The 17,740-nt window shown below is 50.2% G+C and carries 14 protein-coding genes; 8 read left to right on the top strand and 6 right to left on the bottom strand.

What is annotated here, in order from left to right:
* Nucleotides 1–2: 2 nt before the first annotated feature.
* Nucleotides 3–2,186, bottom strand: a complete 2,184-nt coding sequence (locus KOO62_07425; GenBank protein MBU8933822.1) for a beta-galactosidase — start codon at nucleotides 2,184–2,186, stop codon at nucleotides 3–5.
* 468 nt (nucleotides 2,187–2,654) lie between these two features.
* On the opposite strand from KOO62_07425, the gene KOO62_07420 reads away from it, so the two are divergent.
* Together KOO62_07420 and KOO62_07415 are read left to right on the top strand one after the other, a co-directional pair.
* Nucleotides 2,655–3,986 carry a Fic family protein gene (locus KOO62_07420; GenBank protein MBU8933821.1) on the top strand — a complete coding sequence of 444 codons (1,332 nt, stop codon included), beginning with the start codon at nucleotides 2,655–2,657 and terminating at the stop codon, nucleotides 3,984–3,986.
* Nucleotides 3,987–4,222: 236 nt separating this feature from the next.
* On the top strand, nucleotides 4,223–5,194 hold the full coding sequence (locus tag KOO62_07415; protein MBU8933820.1) for an HD-GYP domain-containing protein: 972 nt from the start codon (nucleotides 4,223–4,225) through the stop codon (nucleotides 5,192–5,194).
* A gap of 41 nt (nucleotides 5,195–5,235) precedes the next feature.
* Here KOO62_07415 and pepF read toward each other — a convergent pair whose 3' ends face one another.
* Entirely contained in the window at nucleotides 5,236–7,050 is a 1,815-nt protein-coding gene (gene pepF / locus KOO62_07410; protein MBU8933819.1) for an oligoendopeptidase F, read from the bottom strand.
* 235 nt (nucleotides 7,051–7,285) lie between these two features.
* Between pepF and lon the strand changes: the two genes are divergently transcribed.
* The 6 genes from lon to thyX all read left to right on the top strand — a co-directional run bounded on the left by lon (nucleotide 7,286) and on the right by thyX (nucleotide 13,444).
* The gene (gene lon / locus KOO62_07405; protein ID MBU8933818.1) at nucleotides 7,286–9,697 is read left to right on the top strand and encodes an endopeptidase La; all 2,412 of its coding nucleotides are present in this window, start codon (nucleotides 7,286–7,288) and stop codon (nucleotides 9,695–9,697) included.
* A gap of 37 nt (nucleotides 9,698–9,734) precedes the next feature.
* The gene (gene yihA, locus KOO62_07400; protein MBU8933817.1) at nucleotides 9,735–10,349 is read left to right on the top strand and encodes a ribosome biogenesis GTP-binding protein YihA/YsxC; all 615 of its coding nucleotides are present in this window, start codon (nucleotides 9,735–9,737) and stop codon (nucleotides 10,347–10,349) included.
* A gap of 5 nt (nucleotides 10,350–10,354) precedes the next feature.
* Nucleotides 10,355–11,632 carry an adenylosuccinate synthase gene (locus KOO62_07395; GenBank protein MBU8933816.1) on the top strand — a complete coding sequence of 426 codons (1,278 nt, stop codon included), beginning with the start codon at nucleotides 10,355–10,357 and terminating at the stop codon, nucleotides 11,630–11,632.
* A gap of 14 nt (nucleotides 11,633–11,646) precedes the next feature.
* The gene (locus tag KOO62_07390; GenBank protein MBU8933815.1) at nucleotides 11,647–12,075 is read left to right on the top strand and encodes an FKBP-type peptidyl-prolyl cis-trans isomerase; all 429 of its coding nucleotides are present in this window, start codon (nucleotides 11,647–11,649) and stop codon (nucleotides 12,073–12,075) included.
* 87 nt (nucleotides 12,076–12,162) lie between these two features.
* Complete coding sequence (locus KOO62_07385) at nucleotides 12,163–12,492, top strand: heavy metal-binding domain-containing protein (GenBank protein MBU8933814.1); 330 nt, start codon at nucleotides 12,163–12,165, stop codon at nucleotides 12,490–12,492.
* Nucleotides 12,493–12,574: 82 nt separating this feature from the next.
* Entirely contained in the window at nucleotides 12,575–13,444 is an 870-nt protein-coding gene (gene thyX, locus KOO62_07380; protein MBU8933813.1) for an FAD-dependent thymidylate synthase, read from the top strand.
* 41 nt (nucleotides 13,445–13,485) lie between these two features.
* Here thyX and KOO62_07375 read toward each other — a convergent pair whose 3' ends face one another.
* The 4 genes from KOO62_07375 to KOO62_07360 all read right to left on the bottom strand — a co-directional run bounded on the left by KOO62_07375 (nucleotide 13,486) and on the right by KOO62_07360 (nucleotide 17,713).
* Complete coding sequence (locus KOO62_07375) at nucleotides 13,486–14,304, bottom strand: hypothetical protein (GenBank protein ID MBU8933812.1); 819 nt, start codon at nucleotides 14,302–14,304, stop codon at nucleotides 13,486–13,488.
* Nucleotides 14,305–14,413: 109 nt separating this feature from the next.
* Nucleotides 14,414–14,911 (bottom strand): adenosine-specific kinase, encoded by a 498-nt coding sequence (locus KOO62_07370; GenBank protein MBU8933811.1) that lies wholly within the window; start codon nucleotides 14,909–14,911, stop codon nucleotides 14,414–14,416.
* Nucleotides 14,904–15,719 (bottom strand): hypothetical protein, encoded by an 816-nt coding sequence (locus KOO62_07365; GenBank protein MBU8933810.1) that lies wholly within the window; start codon nucleotides 15,717–15,719, stop codon nucleotides 14,904–14,906. Before KOO62_07365 ends, KOO62_07370 begins: the two co-directional genes overlap by 8 nt.
* Nucleotides 15,716–17,713: a peptidylprolyl isomerase gene (locus KOO62_07360; GenBank protein ID MBU8933809.1), complete on the bottom strand. Its 1,998-nt coding sequence runs from the start codon at nucleotides 17,711–17,713 to the stop codon at nucleotides 15,716–15,718. Before KOO62_07360 ends, KOO62_07365 begins: the two co-directional genes overlap by 4 nt.
* Between the last annotated feature and the right edge of the window lie 27 nt (nucleotides 17,714–17,740).

Here is a 17,740-nt window from a genome sequence, read left to right as displayed (position 1 = left end):
GGTTAGTACCTCTTCACGAGAAAAACCATCCCGTCGGGCACAGATACATTCATAGCCAGGCCATCGGCCAGCTCTTTTGGTGTCGTGCGGATCACATTTGGTTCCTCCGGATCGGAGAACAGATCAATCAGCCTCAGACGCGGAGCTTTCATGCCAAGTGCTTTGAGATCAGCCCGGATGATAATCTCCTTCTGCGGTGCTTCAAATCCGCCTGACAGCTCGCCGGGGGGCGGAGTTACTATCGACAGCAGACCTTTTTTGGTTCCCATCTGGAAGGAAATATCAACCGACGGGTCGCTGCAATACAAAGCCGATTTGATCTTCTCGGTCTCCAGAATCGATTCCACAAAGGCCAGTTTCCGATGATTGCCTCCGGAGGAGATGTCAAAACTGAAGAAATACATATTCCCTTTGTAACGTGAACAACACGCCCCAACCAACTTATTACCCGACATCACCAACTTGCGGGTTTTGGTCTGGTCGGTCGAACGAATGGAGCCGTATACATGGGTCGGGAAAGATTCCGTCTTGTATTCGATAGGAGCAATACGACAGTCAAGGGTCGTCCTGAGTCGGAAACACTTGGCCAGGATTTGACAATCCTTGAAGTTTTCATCATACTTTGGCATCAAGCCACACAGGATTACACTCTGGCCGCCCTTTACCAACTCCACAATAGCTTCCTGATCTTTGGCCGACATCACCTCGGCTGAAGGGACAAACAGGAGCCGGTATTTTGCCATCGATGCCCAGTCCCTGTTTTCGCGTACACCGAAGTTCATTTTGAGTCTCATCAGGTCGCGACAGAAGCCGGTTGAGGATTCATCCAACAAGCGATGTATATAAGGGAAAGTCTTCTCGTCGGGCGTAAGATTGAGCCATGAGTACAGACGGTTTCCGACCACCGCGATTTCGAAGTTATGGTCCATTTCCTCAAGGCCTACATCGGAGATAGCCGTATTGAAGCGACTTGCTATTTCATATCCCGGAGACACGGTACCGTCGCTATGCAGCGGAGAACCATACCAGTGATCTCGATCCACAAACATGTAGTGGTTAATGCCTTTAAAGCCGGCCGCCATAGTCGCCGCAAAATAGAAACGTCGCACATTGTTTCTGATCGGAGCAAGTTCTTCCTCGCGCTCCGGGTCAGAAGCAGCTGCGCCTGATGTAAAGGACGATGCAAACGCAAAACCATACTCAGCCCTTAAGAATCGACCCTTCATAGCCAGATCGAAGTAGGTCCCTTTCGGGAAAGTACTGGCACTCAGAAATGGAGCCATGTCATCCGGGATCAGATTAAAGGACGGCAGCAAGTCACCCTCACGAAAATACAGTGATCGAAATACGAGAGGCTCCACCGTATAGGCGGTAAACATATCCTCCAGCATCTGAAGATAAGTACGCAGCATATACTCTCGGTACCGGAACCAATCCAGAATTTTGGGGTAATGTTTGATCTCCAGCCTGGTGAATTTACGGGGAGGTTCTACGGTGTCAAATCGAGTGTTTTTCTCTTTGTACACAGCGTTGAGTTTCTTGATATCCCCGTACCTGTCTTCGAGAAATTCCGGGTAATACTCTGCCAGTACATCCGGATTGTAGTCGGCACTAGCCGGATCAAGCAGGCGGCCAAAAGATGTCTCGTAGTCCAGTTCCACCATGAACACCGGACCACGAGGATGAACATAGTTTTTGGTAATTTCAATGAAGGTCTTGAAAAAACTCTTGAGATGGAACTGGAAGTTGCGATGCAGATAGCTCGGCAAATAGCCGGCCTCGACATTGTAACTTGACTCCAGGGCCGTTTCCTGACCGGCCGCATCTCGGGCAAATATCTTCAGATCGTTAAACAGAAACTTAGGCAAACCGCCATAAGGAAGCTGGCCAGCTACCCACGGTCCCGGCCTGAGAATAACTTTGAAACCGAACTCGCGGGCAAGCTCCAAAAAGACAATAAGATCCTTCTTCGGGTCGGTAAGACCAGCAAAATCAAAATGCTTAGCCTCATCCTGATGAACATTCCACGGTACAGCAGTAGCTATGATTTTGAAACCCGCTCTCTTGATACGCTCGAAACATATCGACCAGTAGCGCTTATCAATCCTGAAGTAGTGGAGCTCCGCTGAAAACGGAGCGTGGGTTTCCTTGCCAATAGAGAACCGATCGCCAATTACACCTAACATATAACGCCTTATGTATCAATAGCTTAAGTCTATCATTTCATTCTATCTCAATGAACTGACAAGATACGAGAAACAACCAACAAAGTCAACCCCAATCTTGCAATATACTGCGATACACAGGCTTACCGGAAGATCGCGGAGTGGTCCAGGCATGGACGGGCTATGGAGAACGAAAATTTCACTTCGTAATTCGTTGTGATGGAGCATGTTAGTAGGAAGTCATGTTATGATTCTCGTTACTTATGATAAAACAATAGGTTTGGGGTGAAGAAAACATATAAAGTATATGTAAAGTTTATGTAAACAGTTTACATATACACTGCAATTCAGGGAATTCAGTACGAGGCCGAATATATATACAACATGTAAAGTATATGATAACACTTTACATATTGACATGGAATAAGTATATTAAATTCCTTAGCCGAAGAAATTTCTAGAGAGCTATCGACAGACAGGAAATCACACATGGACTTCTTCAAGCTTCCAAAGCCTGAAATTGATAACCTTGTGGAAACCTCTGCAAGATTGCTGAGGCGTTTTCCAGAAGCCTACAATTGGATTGAATCCACGAGCCAGCCCAAATACCTTCATTGGGACAAAGTTCGTTTCAAGCCTTTACCAGATGGAGTAACACCGGAGGAGTTTTGGGCGCTAGTAAAGACGGCGCGTAGGCTTTCGCCGAGTAGAGTACGCACGCCCGTGAGGGATGAGAAGGGTGTTTACTTCACTTGGCAGAAGGTTCCCGGGTTTGACTACTTCCTCCATGAGGCGGACTTGGGGCTTGGGGGATTCTTAGCATCCGTGAAGGTTGATGACCAATCCCAGCGACAGCGATTCATAGCGCGCGGAATCATGGAGGAGGCCATTGCATCATCGCAGCTTGAAGGAGCCAACACCACTCGCCGTGTCGCCAAGAGGATGCTTCTTGAGCAGCGAGAGCCGAAGAATGAATCCGAACAAATGATCCTGAATAACTACTGTGTTATGCGCGACATTGAGGAAGGCATCAAAAATCAGGAATTGAGCGAGGACCTATTGCTCCAGATGCATGCCGCCCTCTTGAAAAGCACGGAAGAGGCACAGAATGGTGGGCGTTACCGCAAGAATGCAGATGGCATTGTGATCTCGAACAGCTTGACGGGGATGATTTATCATATCCCACCGAAGGAGAAATTCATTAGGCGGGAAATGGAAAAGTTTGTACAGTTTGCCAACAGCGACCTAACACCACAACAGTTCATTCATCCAGTGATAAAAGCGATCATACTACATTTCTGGCTTGGGTTTCTCCACCCATTTGTCGATGGAAACGGAAGACTGGCAAGAACGATTTTCTATTGGTATCTGCTGAGAAAAGACTATTGGGCATTCTCGTATTTGCCTGTCTCCAAAGTGATAAAGGCATCCCCGGTTCAGTACCGTGACGCATATGTGTATTCCGAACAGGACGACAACGACCTGACCTATTTCATTGATTACAACCTTAGGAAGATCTCACAGGCAAGGAGGCAGTTTGAACGCCATGTGAGGAGGCAAGGGGCTGAAAATCGCAAAATGCTGACTACGATCAGAAAAAGGTTTACAGTGAACGACCGTCAGGTGCAGTTGATTCGATTCTTCCACAAGAATCCCGAGGCAACTACCTCCATTAGGACTCACTCTCAGATCTACGACGTTTCCAGAGTAACAGCCAGAAAAGACCTTGAAGAACTCGAACAATTGGGCCTACTATCATCTCAAAAAATAGGCCGGGTAAAACCCTTCAGTGCTACCGACAAGCTTACCGGGTTGTTATGAGCGATGCGGCAGACGAGAGTTCTTCTTTAGTCTATATTTTATAAAGACTTATTAAGCCAATGCGTTATTGGCCCACTTTAGGCCAGAGCTACTCTGACGACACGTATCTGCGTGTCGAAAAATCCATTCGCGTCCCGGTTGATCTGAGTGTATAATATATCTGGGAAAAGGCTAACGGTCGGAACCACTCCAACCCAGGTGTTCCACCGCCAGCCGGAAGCCGGGAGGAGCCTGTTGTGCTTGATGCTACTATTCGCAGACTCATCGCCCTGCGACTGTCCAACTCGCAGGTGAAACAAATCGTTGCCGATGAAATGGTGAGAATGTGCAGCCTCAAACCGCCGGGTTTGAGTTTTGATGCTTATTGCCAGGAAGTAGTGCATATTTTGCTTTCTGAATTGCAGGAACAGGTAGCTGATGTGTGTACCGGGGAGTGTGATAATGGGGATTCACCTGCAGAGTCAATAACGGTCCGCGAGGCGGGGCAACCCGGTACTCCGATGGATTTTGACAAAATCATTGATGGCCTGATGCATGCTTTTCGCCGCGATCTGCTGTTTTCTCATATGGACATGATCGGGGCATTGGGAAGTGCGATTGCGGAGCGTGACACCGGCACAAACGATCATAACTTTCGCGTTACAATTGCCGCCGTGCTGTTGGCGGAAGCCCACGGTCTGGAGAACGAGCAAATCAGGTCACTAATGAAAGGGTCGTTTCTTCACGATGTAGGAAAGATAGGCATCCCGGATGCGATTATGATCAAACCCGGGAAACTGGCCTCTGACGAGCGCCACATCATGGATAGCCATGTAGAACGGGGGGCATATATTGTCCGGGGGGCGCACTGGTTGGATGATGCGCGTGATGTTATACTGTATCATCACGAAAAATGGGATGGCAGCGGCTACGTGGCCGGTCTGGCCGGGGATAAGATTCCCCTCAACGCGAGGCTGTTTGCGGTCGTGGACGTGTTTGATGCATTAACTTCTGAGCGTCCCTACAAGCCAGCCCTTTCACTGGATCGGGCAATGAAGACCATGCGAGACGAATCCGGTTCGCACTTCGATCCGGAGCTTCTCAATAGTTTCATGGGTATTGGGGAGGAAATCCACCGCGAAGTGGTAGAATCACCCTCCCCGGAACTCGAGCTACGCCTTAAGAACCTGACACGCAAGTATTTCAGCCCAAAAAAGACGGTGAAGTAGCGTAGGCAGTCCGGTAATAACTACGGCACTGTGCCGCCCCCTTACCCCAATTTATCCAGTTCATCTACCTGCTGCGCGAAGTATTTGAGCGTAGCATCGACCGGGGCCGGGGTCGACATATCAACGCCACACTTCTTCAGCTGCTCTATTGGGTAATCATTGCCGCCCGATGACAGCAATTCCAAATAGCGGTCGATGATGCCATCTTCGCCAGAAGTCACTTTGTTTAGAATGGCTTGTGAAGCGGCGTATGAAGTGGCGTATTGGAAAACATAGAAGTTCAGATAGAAATGTGGGATACGGCTCCATTTGAGTGGAGAGAACTCATCGATAGTCATGTCCGGTCCATAGTATTTCCGGGTCAGCTCTTTCCACAATGTGCTCATCATGTCCGGCGACAATGCCCCACCGCCTTCGATTTCCTGATGAATCTTCAATTCGAATCGGCCGTACATGACCTGGTTAAAGAACGTTCCCCAGGTGTTGTCAAGGTAGCGATTGAGCAGGTAGAGCCGGTCGCGGTCGTCAGCTGCTTTTTTCAACAGGTGCTGAAGCACCAATCCTTCGTTGAGCGTTGAGGCGACTTCGGCGACAAATATCGAATATTGCGACTTGGCAAACGGCTGAGTCTTGCAGGACAGATAGCTGTGCAGGGAATGGCCCATTTCGTGGGCGAGAGTGAACATGTTGTCGATAGTGTCGTTGTAGTTCATCAGGACAAACGGATGTACACCATAGCTGCCCCAATTGTAAGCGCCGCTTCCTTTGCTCTCGGTTTCAAAAACATCAACCCAGCGCGAATCAAAAGCACGGCTAAGAACTTTAACATAATCCTCTCCAAGCGGTTTCACCGCTTCGAGAATCTCCTTGATGGCGCTGTCATACGGCACTTCGTAGTCGCGATCGGGAAACAGGGGACACATCATATCGTAGGTGTGGATCTCGTCCAAACCAAGGATGCGTTTGCGTACGCTGGTGTATTTATTCAGACCGGTCAGGTTGGCTTCAGTCGAGTCCAGCAGGGAATTGTAGACAGAGGTCGGGATATTGTTACCGAACAAGGCCGCAGAGAGGCAATCATCGAAACGTCGCGCCTTAGAATAGAATAGGTCTTTGGTGATGGTTGCACTAAGCGAAGCGCCCAGAGTATTAAGATGCTCCTTGTAAACTGAATAAAAGGCGCAATGCGCATCTTTTCTGACGCGGGGGTCGCTCGACTCCAGACATTTCGCAACGCGTTGTTTGGTCAGGGGCAAGTCCTGCCCTTCTTCGTCCTTGATGGTGGGGTAGGTGAGATCTGCATCGTCGAGCATCGTGAAAATCGTCTCCGGCCCGCGAGCCACGGTGGCGGACATAGCGAGTAGTTCTTCGACTTCTTCACTGCGGACGTGTTTGCTGGAGCGGATCAGTTCCTTGAGGTAGAAATCATAGACACCAGTTTTTGGGAAGCATGCTTCCATCTCAAGCAGCTTGGCTTCATCAAGTTGGAGTAACTCCGGTTCAACAAAGGCAAACGCGGTTCCTGCTCGTGATGACAGCGCCGCTGCCCGATCGGAAGTCGCTTGATATTTGGAGACACGGTTATTGAGGTCCTGGTTTAGGCGAGCATACTGGTACAGTCTGGAAGTCAGGAGGTTGAGTTCGGTCCGGCTTTCGAGACATTCGTAGAGTGTTTTCGCCGTTGCCAACTGGCCGGAGAACTTTTTGGCCTGTTCGATTATCTTCTCGGCCTGATTGACACCTTCTTCCCAGGCATCGTCGGAAGGGAAAAGATCGGTCAGGTTCCATTTGTGGTTGTCATCAATATCATCGCGGGTGGGGACAGCTTTGGCTGTAGTTTCTGTGGCGGTAGTCATGTTATTCCTCTTTGCTGCTCGCAGTTATTTTTTCGTAGCCCAATATGGGGCAGAAACAGCAGAAGCGCAAGGGGGCCGCCTGAACCGGTCTCTTTGAGGCAATCTCACATTATTACAGTCTTTTCGGTCGAAGGTACGCAGAACTGTAAAAACATGTGGACCAATCGTCCGGAATTGCCTATCTTGTGCCGTTTGGCTGAAACGTTGACAAGTTGATAATTGGAGAGTCAGATTCGTGTCTACACATAGAATTGAGTACAACGCAGAAGAGATTACTATCGAGTCGCCGCTAGGGGTTATTCCCCTGCGCGATGTAGTCGTATTTCCACATATGATATATCCCCTGCTGATAGGTCGCGAGGGTACGATGCACGCCCTGCGCTCGGCGGTGGATGGAAGCAAGCTTGTGTTGCTGGTGGCCCAGCGTTCGGCCGGGATCGATCAACCTGTCCCCGAAGACCTCTTTGACGTGGGTGTAGTAGCTCGCGTGCTGCAGGTGATGAAAATGCCCAACGGCACACTGAAAGTGCTGGTGGAGGGTTTGGTGCGGGCTTCGGTGGATGAGTGGCGTCCCGGCGACGATTTCCTGTCGGCTGATGTGATCGTCCATAGTCAGGAAAAGATACCTCGGGCGCGTGAGATGGAAGCCCTGTCGCGAACGGTCCTGGAGATGTTCACTGATTATGTTCGTCTCAATCGCCGTATCCCGGATGAGATTCTGGTGACGTTGACCTCCCAGTCGGATTATGATCTGCAAGCGGACACAATTGGAGCGCACATCCTCCAGAAAAATGAAAACAAGCAGAAGCTTCTGGAAGCGCTCGGGATTGAAAAGCGTCTCCTGTTGTTAGCGGAAATTCTCAGGGAAGAAATTGAGATTCTCAAGATTGAGCAGAAAATTGACGGCACTGTGCGGGAGTCCATGTCGCGTTCCCAGCGGGAATTCTATCTGCAACAGCAGATGAAAGCCATAAAGGACGAGTTGGGTCAGTTCGAGGAACCGGCCGCTGATGTCGATGATCTCTACGCGAAACTGGAAACCGGCGAATATCCGGAACCAGTGGTGGCCAGAGCTGAAGAGGAATTGCGCAAACTATCCAAGATGCACCCATACTCGGCTGAGTCCGGGGTAGTCCGATCATATCTTGAATGGTTGCTTGATCTGCCATGGAAAACAATGACGGAGGATCGACTCGATTTCACCGAAGTTAGATCGATTCTTGATGGTGACCACTTTGGTCTGGAAAAACCAAAGAAGCGCATTCTTGAGCATTTGGCTGTGATCCGGCTGGCCGGGAAAGTGAAGGGGCCAATTTTGTGTCTGGTCGGACCTCCGGGGGTTGGCAAGACTTCGGTGGGTCGCTCCGTGGCTCGAGCTTTGGATCGTAAGTTTGTCCGCATGTCTCTGGGCGGAGTGCATGACGAAGCCGAAATCAGGGGCCATCGTCGCACCTATATTGGTGCTATGCCAGGCCGGATAATCCAGGGAATCAAACGGGCTGGATCAACCAATCCGGTTTTCCTGCTCGATGAGATTGACAAGATCGGCTCAGATTTCCGAGGTGATCCTTCTTCGGCTCTGCTGGAAGTGCTCGATCCTGAGCAGAACAATACTTTTTCGGACAACTACCTCGAAGTCGATTACGATCTTTCGAGTATTCTATTCATAACGACTGCCAACAGTGTCGCGTCGGTTCCAGCGGCTTTACATGATCGCATGGAAATTATTCACCTGCCGGGGTATCTTGATTTCGAGAAAGCATCTATTGCTACCGATTACCTGTTGCCCAAGCTGGTGAAAGAAATCGGACTGGCCAAAGTGGCCGTGGTTTTCAAGGATGACGCCATCTATGAGATCATTCGACATTACACCCGTGAGGCGGGGGTTCGTGAGCTGGAACGCAAGATGGGTAGTATTCTTCGAAAAGTTGCGGTCGAGATCGCCGAAGGCAAGAAAATACGCCGTGTGACCGTCACCGTGAGTAAGGTACGCAAGTTATTGGGAGTGGCAAAATATGTCGGTACCGATATCAAATCCCATCCCACAGCCGGCTACGCCGTTGGACTGGCTTGGACCGAAATGGGCGGCGAGGTGTTACCGGTCGAGGTGGTTCCGATGACTGGCAAGGGCAATCTAACTCTGACCGGGTCGCTTGGCGACGTCATGCAGGAATCAGCCACAGCTGCTATGTCGTATGTACGCAATCATGCCGCGAAGTTCGGTCTGCGCGAGGATTTCTTTGACAAAATAGACCTGCATATTCACATTCCCGAAGGAGCAGTGCCCAAAGATGGGCCTTCGGCTGGGATCACGCTCCTGACGGCAATTGTTTCATCGTTGACCGATATTCCTGTTCGGACCGATGTGGCTATGACCGGCGAACTGACTCTGACCGGCGATGTGCTGGCGGTGGGCGGACTAAATGAGAAATTGCTCGCGGCCAAAAGGCTCGGTATAGTCAAAATTGTACTCCCTGAGAAAAACCGCAATGATATAACTGAACTACCCAAAGAACTACGCGCCGGTTTGGATCTCCACTATGCGAAGACGATTAACGACGCGCTTCGGATCATGATGACGCGTTCACCTTTTGTGCGATCAAGGACCCGCAACAACTCTACCTTGGGACAGTCGCTACGACAATGATTTGGATTAAACGTCAGGATATGACCGTGCACCAGTTATGACCAAAGTATCGGCCACTAAAATATCGACCTGCTCCTTTGTTGGGTCCTTTTTTGATCTCGCGCAGTTGCCGCGGGATCAACGGCCACAGGTGGCTTTTGCCGGTCGGTCCAACGTCGGAAAGTCATCGCTTCTCAATCGGTTGGTGGGGAGTAAGAAAATGGCCAAAGTGTCAAACACCCCGGGCAAAACAAGATCGCTGAACTTTTTTCTCATTAATAACCAATACTACCTTGTCGATCTGCCGGGCTACGGTTATGCCAAGGTTTCAAAAGCCATGCGCCGCGACTGGGGAACCTTGATTGAGACCTATCTGCAGCACTCGGAAAATCTCGTAGGGTTGGTGCTTCTTCTGGATTGTCGTCGCGACATCACCCCGGAAGACGATCAGCTCTTGGAATGGCTGGCGAAGGCAGGCGTACCGGTAATGGTCGCAGTAACTAAAACAGACAAGCTTAATCGCGACAAGGCCAAACGTAAAGTTCTGCAGGTAGAAAGAGATCTGCGGGTACCCGCCATCGGGTGCTCTTCGGTTACAGGGGTTGGTAAGAAAGAACTGCTGGGGTCGGTACGCGATCTGATCAACGAACACACTAAAGGTCGGAGATCATAGAAAAAATGAGTAATAACACGATTGTGCTGGGCTGTCAGTGGGGTGACGAGGGCAAGGGAAAGATTGTCGATCTGCTGGCGGCCAATTGCGATATCATTGCCCGTTTCCAGGGTGGTGCCAACGCCGGACATACGATTGTCGTCGGGGACAAGAAATATGTGCTACACCTGATCCCCTCCGGTATTATTCATCCCGGCAAGATGTGCTTCATTGGCAACAGTGTAGTTCTCGATCCGGAGAGCTTCTCCGAGGAGCTTGATTTCCTTACCGAACAGGGCATCGACTACAAGGGGCGGCTATGGATTTCACCGGCGACCAATCTGGTGCTGCCCTATCATAAGCTGATTGACGCAGTTCAGGAGAAACAACGCGGAACTACCAGTATTGGCACTACCATGCGCGGTATCGGTCCGACCTATGTCGATAAAGTTGCCCGGTATGGCATCCGGGTGGTTGACCTCTTTGCACCCGACCGTTTACGCAAACGCCTGGACTATCAACGGAAGGTGAAAGCTAAGTATCTGACCGGTTCCGACGATGAACGCGCCGATCTCGATAAAACGTATGAACGCCTGATTGCTATGGCCGAATTGTTCCGTCCATTAGTGACGGACGTATCGAAGGCTCTTTTCGACGCCCATCGCGAAGGAAAAACAATCCTGTTTGAAGGCGCTCAGGGAACGATGCTTGATGTCGATCTTGGAACCTACCCTTTTGCGACTTCATCGAACACTACCGCCGGTGCCGCATTGACGGGACTGGGCGTCGGACCAAGAGTTATTGATGAGGTCGTCGGAGTTATCAAAGCTTACACAACCCGTGTGGGAGCCGGACCTTTTCCCACCGAACTGATTGATGACACCGGTGAGAAACTACGCAAATGGGGCGACGAGTACGGCGCTACCACCGGACGGCCCCGTCGTTGTGGCTGGCTTGATCTGGTCGCATTACGACATGCAGTTCGGGTCAACGGCGTGGATTCCATAGCCGTTACCAAACTCGACGTACTCGACCACATGGACGAAATCAAGGTCTGCACCGACTACACCCTCAACGGTGATACGCTCCACGAAGTACCTCTTGATCTGGCCGAGTTGAGCCATGTCAAACCAATCTTCAAAACTCTACCGGGCTGGAGTGAGAAATCCACAGCCCTGACCTCGTTTAGTGATCTCGGAAAAAACGCCCAGGACTATCTGAAGTTCGTGGCTGATGATCTGGGAGTGACTATCAAGCTGGTTTCGACTGGCCCTCGACGTGAAGACACCATAATGATTGATTGATACAAACAGGAGAGATGGCAATGAAGAAACTATTGATTTTTGCACTTGCAATTGGAGCTTTGATTATGGCACAGTCTTGCAGTGATGGATGGGTGACAACCGACTCTGGACTGAAATACATTGATCATGAAAAGGGATCCGGAGAAGTAGCCGAGGCCGGTATGACAGTTGAAGTTAACTATGCTGGTTACTTGTACGAAGCCAACGCTCGGGGTACTTATTTTGATAGTAGCGCCACCGGTCAACCTATCAAGTTTGCACTCGGCACCGGTCGGGTTATTCCCGGTTGGGACGAAGGCCTCACGGGTATGAAAGTGGGCGGCAAGCGAGAACTAATTATTCCGCCGGACCTTGCCTATGGCGAACGCGGAGCGGGTGGTGTTATCCCTCCGAACGCAACGCTCAATTTTGATGTGGAGTTGGTCAGCGCTACAAAGCCATAGGGCTATCTCGCAATGAATTGTTTGCTATGTTGGTAGTATCTTAAGTAAGACGCCTGTTGGTAAGGATACTATCTGAAAGGACAACAAATGCTGGTTACGACAACACCCAATATTGACGGTAAGAACATTACGAAGTATTACGGTCTGGTCACTGGCGAGGCTATTCTTGGCGCGAACATATTCAAGGATATTTTCGCCAGTATCACCGATATCGTCGGCGGCCGAAGCGGTACTTACGAAAAGGAACTCCGCACTGCCAAAGAAATGGCTATTGCCGAGATGTGTCAGATGGCTCAGCATCACGGAGCCAATGCCGTAATCGGGGTTGACCTCGACTACGAGACGATCGGTTCCGGAAGCGGCAATATGCTGATGGTCACTGCCAGTGGTACAGCCGTGACTGTGGAAGGGCTGTAAGATATTGAACAGGCAACGGGTTCCCCCGTTGCCTTGTTTTTCTGTCCGTTGTATGTTCTGTTGATTTCACTGAGGGAGAGTTATGGCGCGTGCCGTGAAAAAAGAAGCCGACGTACTGCTGGACAAAGAATTCAAAGTCCTCAATCACGGGTTTATTCGTCTGATTGATTACATGGGGGATGACAGCGCTATAGTGCAGGCGGCGCGAGTCAGCTACGGGGCTGGCACTAAAAAAATCTCGGAAGATCGCGGGCTTATCCGGTACCTCATGCGACATCGTCATACCAGCCCGTTTGAGATGGTGGAGTTTAAGTTTCACGTCAAGCTGCCTATCTTTGTTGCCCGCCAGTGGATTCGTCATCGCACCGCCAATGTCAATGAATACTCCGGGCGATATTCGGTGATGAAGGAAGAGTTCTACCTGCCCCAACCGGAAGATATCCGCTTCCAATCAACGGTCAACAAACAGGGACGGTCGCCGGAGGAAGTTCCCGACGAACTGAAACATCGATTACTGGAAGTGCTCAAGAAGTCGCAGAGTGACGCCTTTGCACATTATAGTGAGTTTGTCGATGGCGGACTGGCGCGTGAACTGGCCCGGATCAATCTGCCGTTGTCATTATATACCGAATGGTACTGGAAAATTGATCTGCATAATTTGTTTCATTTCCTCAGTCTGCGGATGGATAGCCACGCCCAGCAGGAAATCAGGGTTTATGCCAATGTGATGGCCGATATGGTCAAGACGGTATGCCCGATGGCGTACGAGGCGTTTGTTGATTATCGTCTGAACGCCGCCTGTTTTTCCGGCCCGGAACTGGACGCATTGCGTCCTTTACTTACCTCTGAGGTACCTTCGATTGATGACATAGTCAGACAAGGTTTGTCTAAACGCGAGGCAACGGAGTTGCTGGAGAAGCTGGAGCGGATTAAGAAACCCCCGGTGTCGTAGCGCGGAACCCTTTAGCGGTTCCGCGAATCACTTCTGGTATGTCAAAACAGCGTCTTGATGATTGCTGATACACCTGCGATCAGTTGCTCAATGTCTTCAGTTTTAGGTTCGGTCTTTTTCTTGTGGTCGCATAGATTTCTCAGATCCGCCAAATACTGCAACTTCCTCCATAACGGAGTATCTATGACCTCATTCTCATGCAACAAGAGTATCAACGCACCTATGGTGTGGTTTTTCTTCACCTTTAATTCGTGTTTTTCACACACTTGAACAAGGTGGCCTTCCAACACAACACCTGCAACAGCACCAGCGGCCCGAACAAATCCTTTCTTGTTCAGTTCCTTGGCAACTTCAAGCTCAGAATCGAAGAGGTCGGCCTGCACGAGTTGCTTTATGTCGAAGAGGGAACTCTCAAACCTCTTTTGCACTGACTTAACGATATTCACTTGCTGGAAAAAGCTAGGTATAGCAGAATCAGGCCCTACGATTGTCTGTGGATTATACTCACCTCGTGTAACCGTTAGCCCCTGCAAGGCGTCTTCTATGCTGTAGTTTTCGGCAGTGATTTCTTTTCGTTTGGTCTTCGGTTTCTCATAGAGCCTCGTGAAGTCTTGAACTCTTAGTGGAAGTAGTTGTCTTAATAAGACGAGTGCTTCCGAATACCAAGTCTGGTATCCTTCTCTGAAGGATGGGAGAGAGTCCAGGATTTGTGCTGCCTTTTCGTTGTCTTTTGACAAACGCCGAAACGTCTTGTCATGCGTATCTTGGCCAAACTGTTTAATCATTGCAAGATGAAGCGTGTCGCCTTCTCTAGCCAGATGCTCTAGATCTTCTCTGTACTTGTCTATATTAGAGATCATAGTTGTTTCCTAAGCATTCACGCCATCTCTTTTTAGACGACCATTGTCCTCGTTATTCCACCCTTCGACTCCGCTCACAGACATCGCCTGGTTGGGTGACGAAATCACATCACCGCTTGTACCCAATCGTGCGGAGGAAGGCAATGCGTTCCTTTTTGTCTTCGTCGGTCTCGATACCCAGCGGCGCCTGGCCGTCCACAACTGCTATAACACCCCGACCCTGCTCAGTCTCGGCCACGATCACTTCCAGCGGGTTAGCTGTGGCGCAGAATACCCGGACCACTTCGCTGACATTCTTGATCCGCCCCAGGACATTGACCGGAAAGCCGTCTTTGAGAAACACAAAAAACGTATGCCCGCAGGCGACATCAAACGCCGCCTCTGAAGCCCGCTTGATCAACTCATCGTTGTTACCGTCGGTGCGGATCAATCGTTTGGCTGAGGCTTCACAGAAAGCGATGCCAAACTTAAGCGAGGGCGATGATTCAACCAACGTTTCGTAGAGGTCTTCCACCGTTTTGATGAAATGCGACATACCAAAGACAACATTCATATCCTCGGGAATGTCGACTTTCACAATGTGAGTTCTGAATACATGATCATTCATCTTCATTTGCCTCAAATATCTCGTCTGACAGGTTCGTATTTATCCGGGGATTGCGGAAATACTGGATGGCGGCGAAGTTGACACCGAACAGAAAGGCCGCCTTTCCCTTACCCTGAATATCAAACTGACGCGGCAGCCAGAAACCCTCATCGGTGGGTGCATACCTGATCGACATATTCAGCGTCTTGAGTTTGAACATCATACTTCTGGTCAATTTGGCCGGACGGAAATCGGCTCGGACCAGGTGAAAATCTTCGGCCTCAAAGAAGAAATCGCCGTGGATATAATTGTCTTCTTCGAGCTTTGAATGGACAGTAAAATGGTGGCAGACATAGCCGTCAATCTTATCTTCCGTCACCCCTTCGTACTTGATATCGTAAAACTCTCTCGATTCGGGGTAGAATGGGAGAAGCATCGGGTGAGAGACGTTTCTTGCCTTGCGCTTGTGGTCCTTTTCGATCTTTTCTTTGGCTTTCTCGGCACACTTTTTCGGTGATTGCAACTTTCCCTTATCGTAAAACTCCAAAAACTCCTGGTGGAACCAGGTGGTGTCGGTCTGGAATTTCAAGAAGACTTTCATTACAAAGCGGGATTCTTCCTGGAAACCCTTGTTCTTGTCATGTTTGCCACTGAGCAATTCGACATCGAACACAATGTCCCTAACTTGCTCTCGCTGTCCCTCCTCGACGTGTACGATTTGTTCGATAAGGGCTTCGGGGTCGATTCCGTCCGTCCGTTGCTGAGCCGCTCCGGTGGGGGACAGCCAAAGCAACGCAACCCATATTCCGAGATACAACACAACCTTCATTTTGATCCCTTCTCAATGCGGATGGTCTTTATAGTATCACCCACTACCAGGTCGTCAATAACATCCATCCCATATAATACCTGTCCAAAAACAGTATATCGTCCCTCAAGATGGGGTTGCGCCAGGGTTGTGAAGAAGAACTGAGACCCGCCGGTATCTTTGCCGGAAGTGGCAATACCAACGGTGCCTCGGAGGTATGGTTCATCGGAGTATTCACAGCGGATATAATAATCAGAACCGCCCCAGCCATCGCCGCGCGGGTCGCCGCCCTGGGCCACGAAGCCGGGGATGACACGGTGAAAAAGCAGATTATCGTAGAATCCGCTTTGGGCGAGGTCGATGAAATTCAGGACAGTCAGCGGAGCCGCATCGAAGTACAACTCCATCTCGACTTCACCACTGGAAGTGACAATCATGGCATAGGGGTTTATTTCGTACTTGCTCAGGGCGCTCTTAATCTTGTCGCGACTGATTCGGGTCTGGGCGATAAGTGACACAGGTTGTTGCAAGTCCTCGGGAAGAGTCTGTTGTATTTCGTCGGCTTCTCGACGTACCACAAAATCTGGGTCGGTCAACCCCATTCGTACGATGTCCAGCGCGACGGAATCACGAGATTCCTTATCAACGAAGGACCGCATAGCATCCACCAGTGCGCGCCGAAGATCGACATCAATCACAAACCCACGTGACATAAGGGTGTGTAAGATGGGCAAATAACCGGCTCGCTGGTGTTGTGCTATCTGGTCAACCGCCAGACTATTTATAACATAGTCAAGGTCGTTAAGCGCCTGATCGATATAGAAACTGATATTGGCGCTATCGACTCGTGTCAGAGCATCAAAGGCGTTCGCTCTCACAGTCGGATCCTCATCTCCGAAGAGTATAGCCAACCGTGGAATCACGTTGTCCGTGCCAATGGCTTCCAGTGCCGAGGCACACGCGGACCGGAGCGTGGGATCATCTTCCCGCATCAGAGAATCGACATAATTATAGGCACGTTCCTCGAGTACCGTTGCGGCATAGTTGACCGTAGCCGTCGTGATATTGGGCCGTCGAAGCTGAGCTGCACGCGTAGTGGCGATTCCCACTCCAGCTGTATCATGCAAGCGGCGGAGAGCATCAATCAGAGCCACTATTAGTTTCTCATCAGACTCGGTATTGAGTTTCCGACCAAGATTGGACGCCGAAGCCTTTTTCTGACCGGATGCGATGGCTCCAATGGCCTGGGCGACAACATAATGATCTGCATCATTGAGAGCGATATTGATGTACTGGTCGGCTTCCGGTAACCTGGACCGGTCCAGACCCCGAACGGCCAGAGTGCGCAGATACGGATCGGGATCACCCAAATAGTGAACAAAAAGGTCCAATGCTTCAGGTGCACCCATCCGAGCCAACATATACAAACCAGCCTGGCGGACAATATCGTCAGGTTCACTTTCCAGAAACTGGACAATATGTGAGATTGTGTTTCTGGCATTGGCGCGAAAGAGGGCCATGAGGGTAGCTTCCCGGACATCAGGCGAGGCGTGGTCCAGAAAGGTCAATAGGAGTGAAATCTCTTCGGTCATGCTGCTGTCGGCCAGCCGACCGGCTGCTTCGACCGCCTTAACAGTAATAGCCGCAGGAGCTTCGTAGGCCAAATCCAGAAGCGAAAGAGCTAGGCTCTTGTCCCCGGTCAGACCCGATGCAAAGGCTGCAGTTGAGGCGACATTCCAGACCGAATCAGAAAGCATCTCCATCAACAGTCCGCCAGCTTGTGAACCGCCAATGCGACCAACAGCCAGTGTGGCACGAGTCCTGACCTGCGGGTTGTCATCTTTGAGGTACTGTTTTAGTCGACCTGAGAGTTCCCGTCGATCCTCAAGGTGGATTATCGTGGCGAGCTTATCGTTGAGAGTAGCCGGCTGGAGAACCATTATGACGTAAAGGCCAGCAAGGACCAGTATTAACACTAACGCCGCCAGGCGGATTTTCTTAATTGCTTTTTTCATATAATGGAAATCTAAGACGACTGGAAA

The organism is Candidatus Zixiibacteriota bacterium, assembly GCA_019038695.1.
Lineage (GTDB): Bacteria > Zixibacteria > MSB-5A5 > GN15 > FEB-12 > B120-G9.
Note: the sequence above shows the minus strand (reverse complement) of the source record. Positions and strands in the feature narration are given on the sequence as shown.

Coding starts and splice junctions, on each gene's coding strand:
- KOO62_07425 (MBU8933822.1), bottom strand. CDS start 2,186: ATGTTAGGTGTAATTGGCGATCGGTTCTCTATTGGCAAGGAAACCCAC.
- thyX (MBU8933813.1), top strand. CDS start 12,575: ATGGCGCGTGCCGTGAAAAAAGAAGCCGACGTACTGCTGGACAAAGAA.
- KOO62_07420 (MBU8933821.1), top strand. CDS start 2,655: ATGGACTTCTTCAAGCTTCCAAAGCCTGAAATTGATAACCTTGTGGAA.
- KOO62_07390 (MBU8933815.1), top strand. CDS start 11,647: ATGGCAATGAAGAAACTATTGATTTTTGCACTTGCAATTGGAGCTTTG.
- KOO62_07375 (MBU8933812.1), bottom strand. CDS start 14,304: ATGATCTCTAATATAGACAAGTACAGAGAAGATCTAGAGCATCTGGCT.
- KOO62_07365 (MBU8933810.1), bottom strand. CDS start 15,719: ATGAAGGTTGTGTTGTATCTCGGAATATGGGTTGCGTTGCTTTGGCTG.
- KOO62_07360 (MBU8933809.1), bottom strand. CDS start 17,713: ATGAAAAAAGCAATTAAGAAAATCCGCCTGGCGGCGTTAGTGTTAATA.
- KOO62_07370 (MBU8933811.1), bottom strand. CDS start 14,911: ATGAATGATCATGTATTCAGAACTCACATTGTGAAAGTCGACATTCCC.
- pepF (MBU8933819.1), bottom strand. CDS start 7,050: ATGACTACCGCCACAGAAACTACAGCCAAAGCTGTCCCCACCCGCGAT.
- KOO62_07385 (MBU8933814.1), top strand. CDS start 12,163: ATGCTGGTTACGACAACACCCAATATTGACGGTAAGAACATTACGAAG.
- KOO62_07395 (MBU8933816.1), top strand. CDS start 10,355: ATGAGTAATAACACGATTGTGCTGGGCTGTCAGTGGGGTGACGAGGGC.
- yihA (MBU8933817.1), top strand. CDS start 9,735: ATGACCAAAGTATCGGCCACTAAAATATCGACCTGCTCCTTTGTTGGG.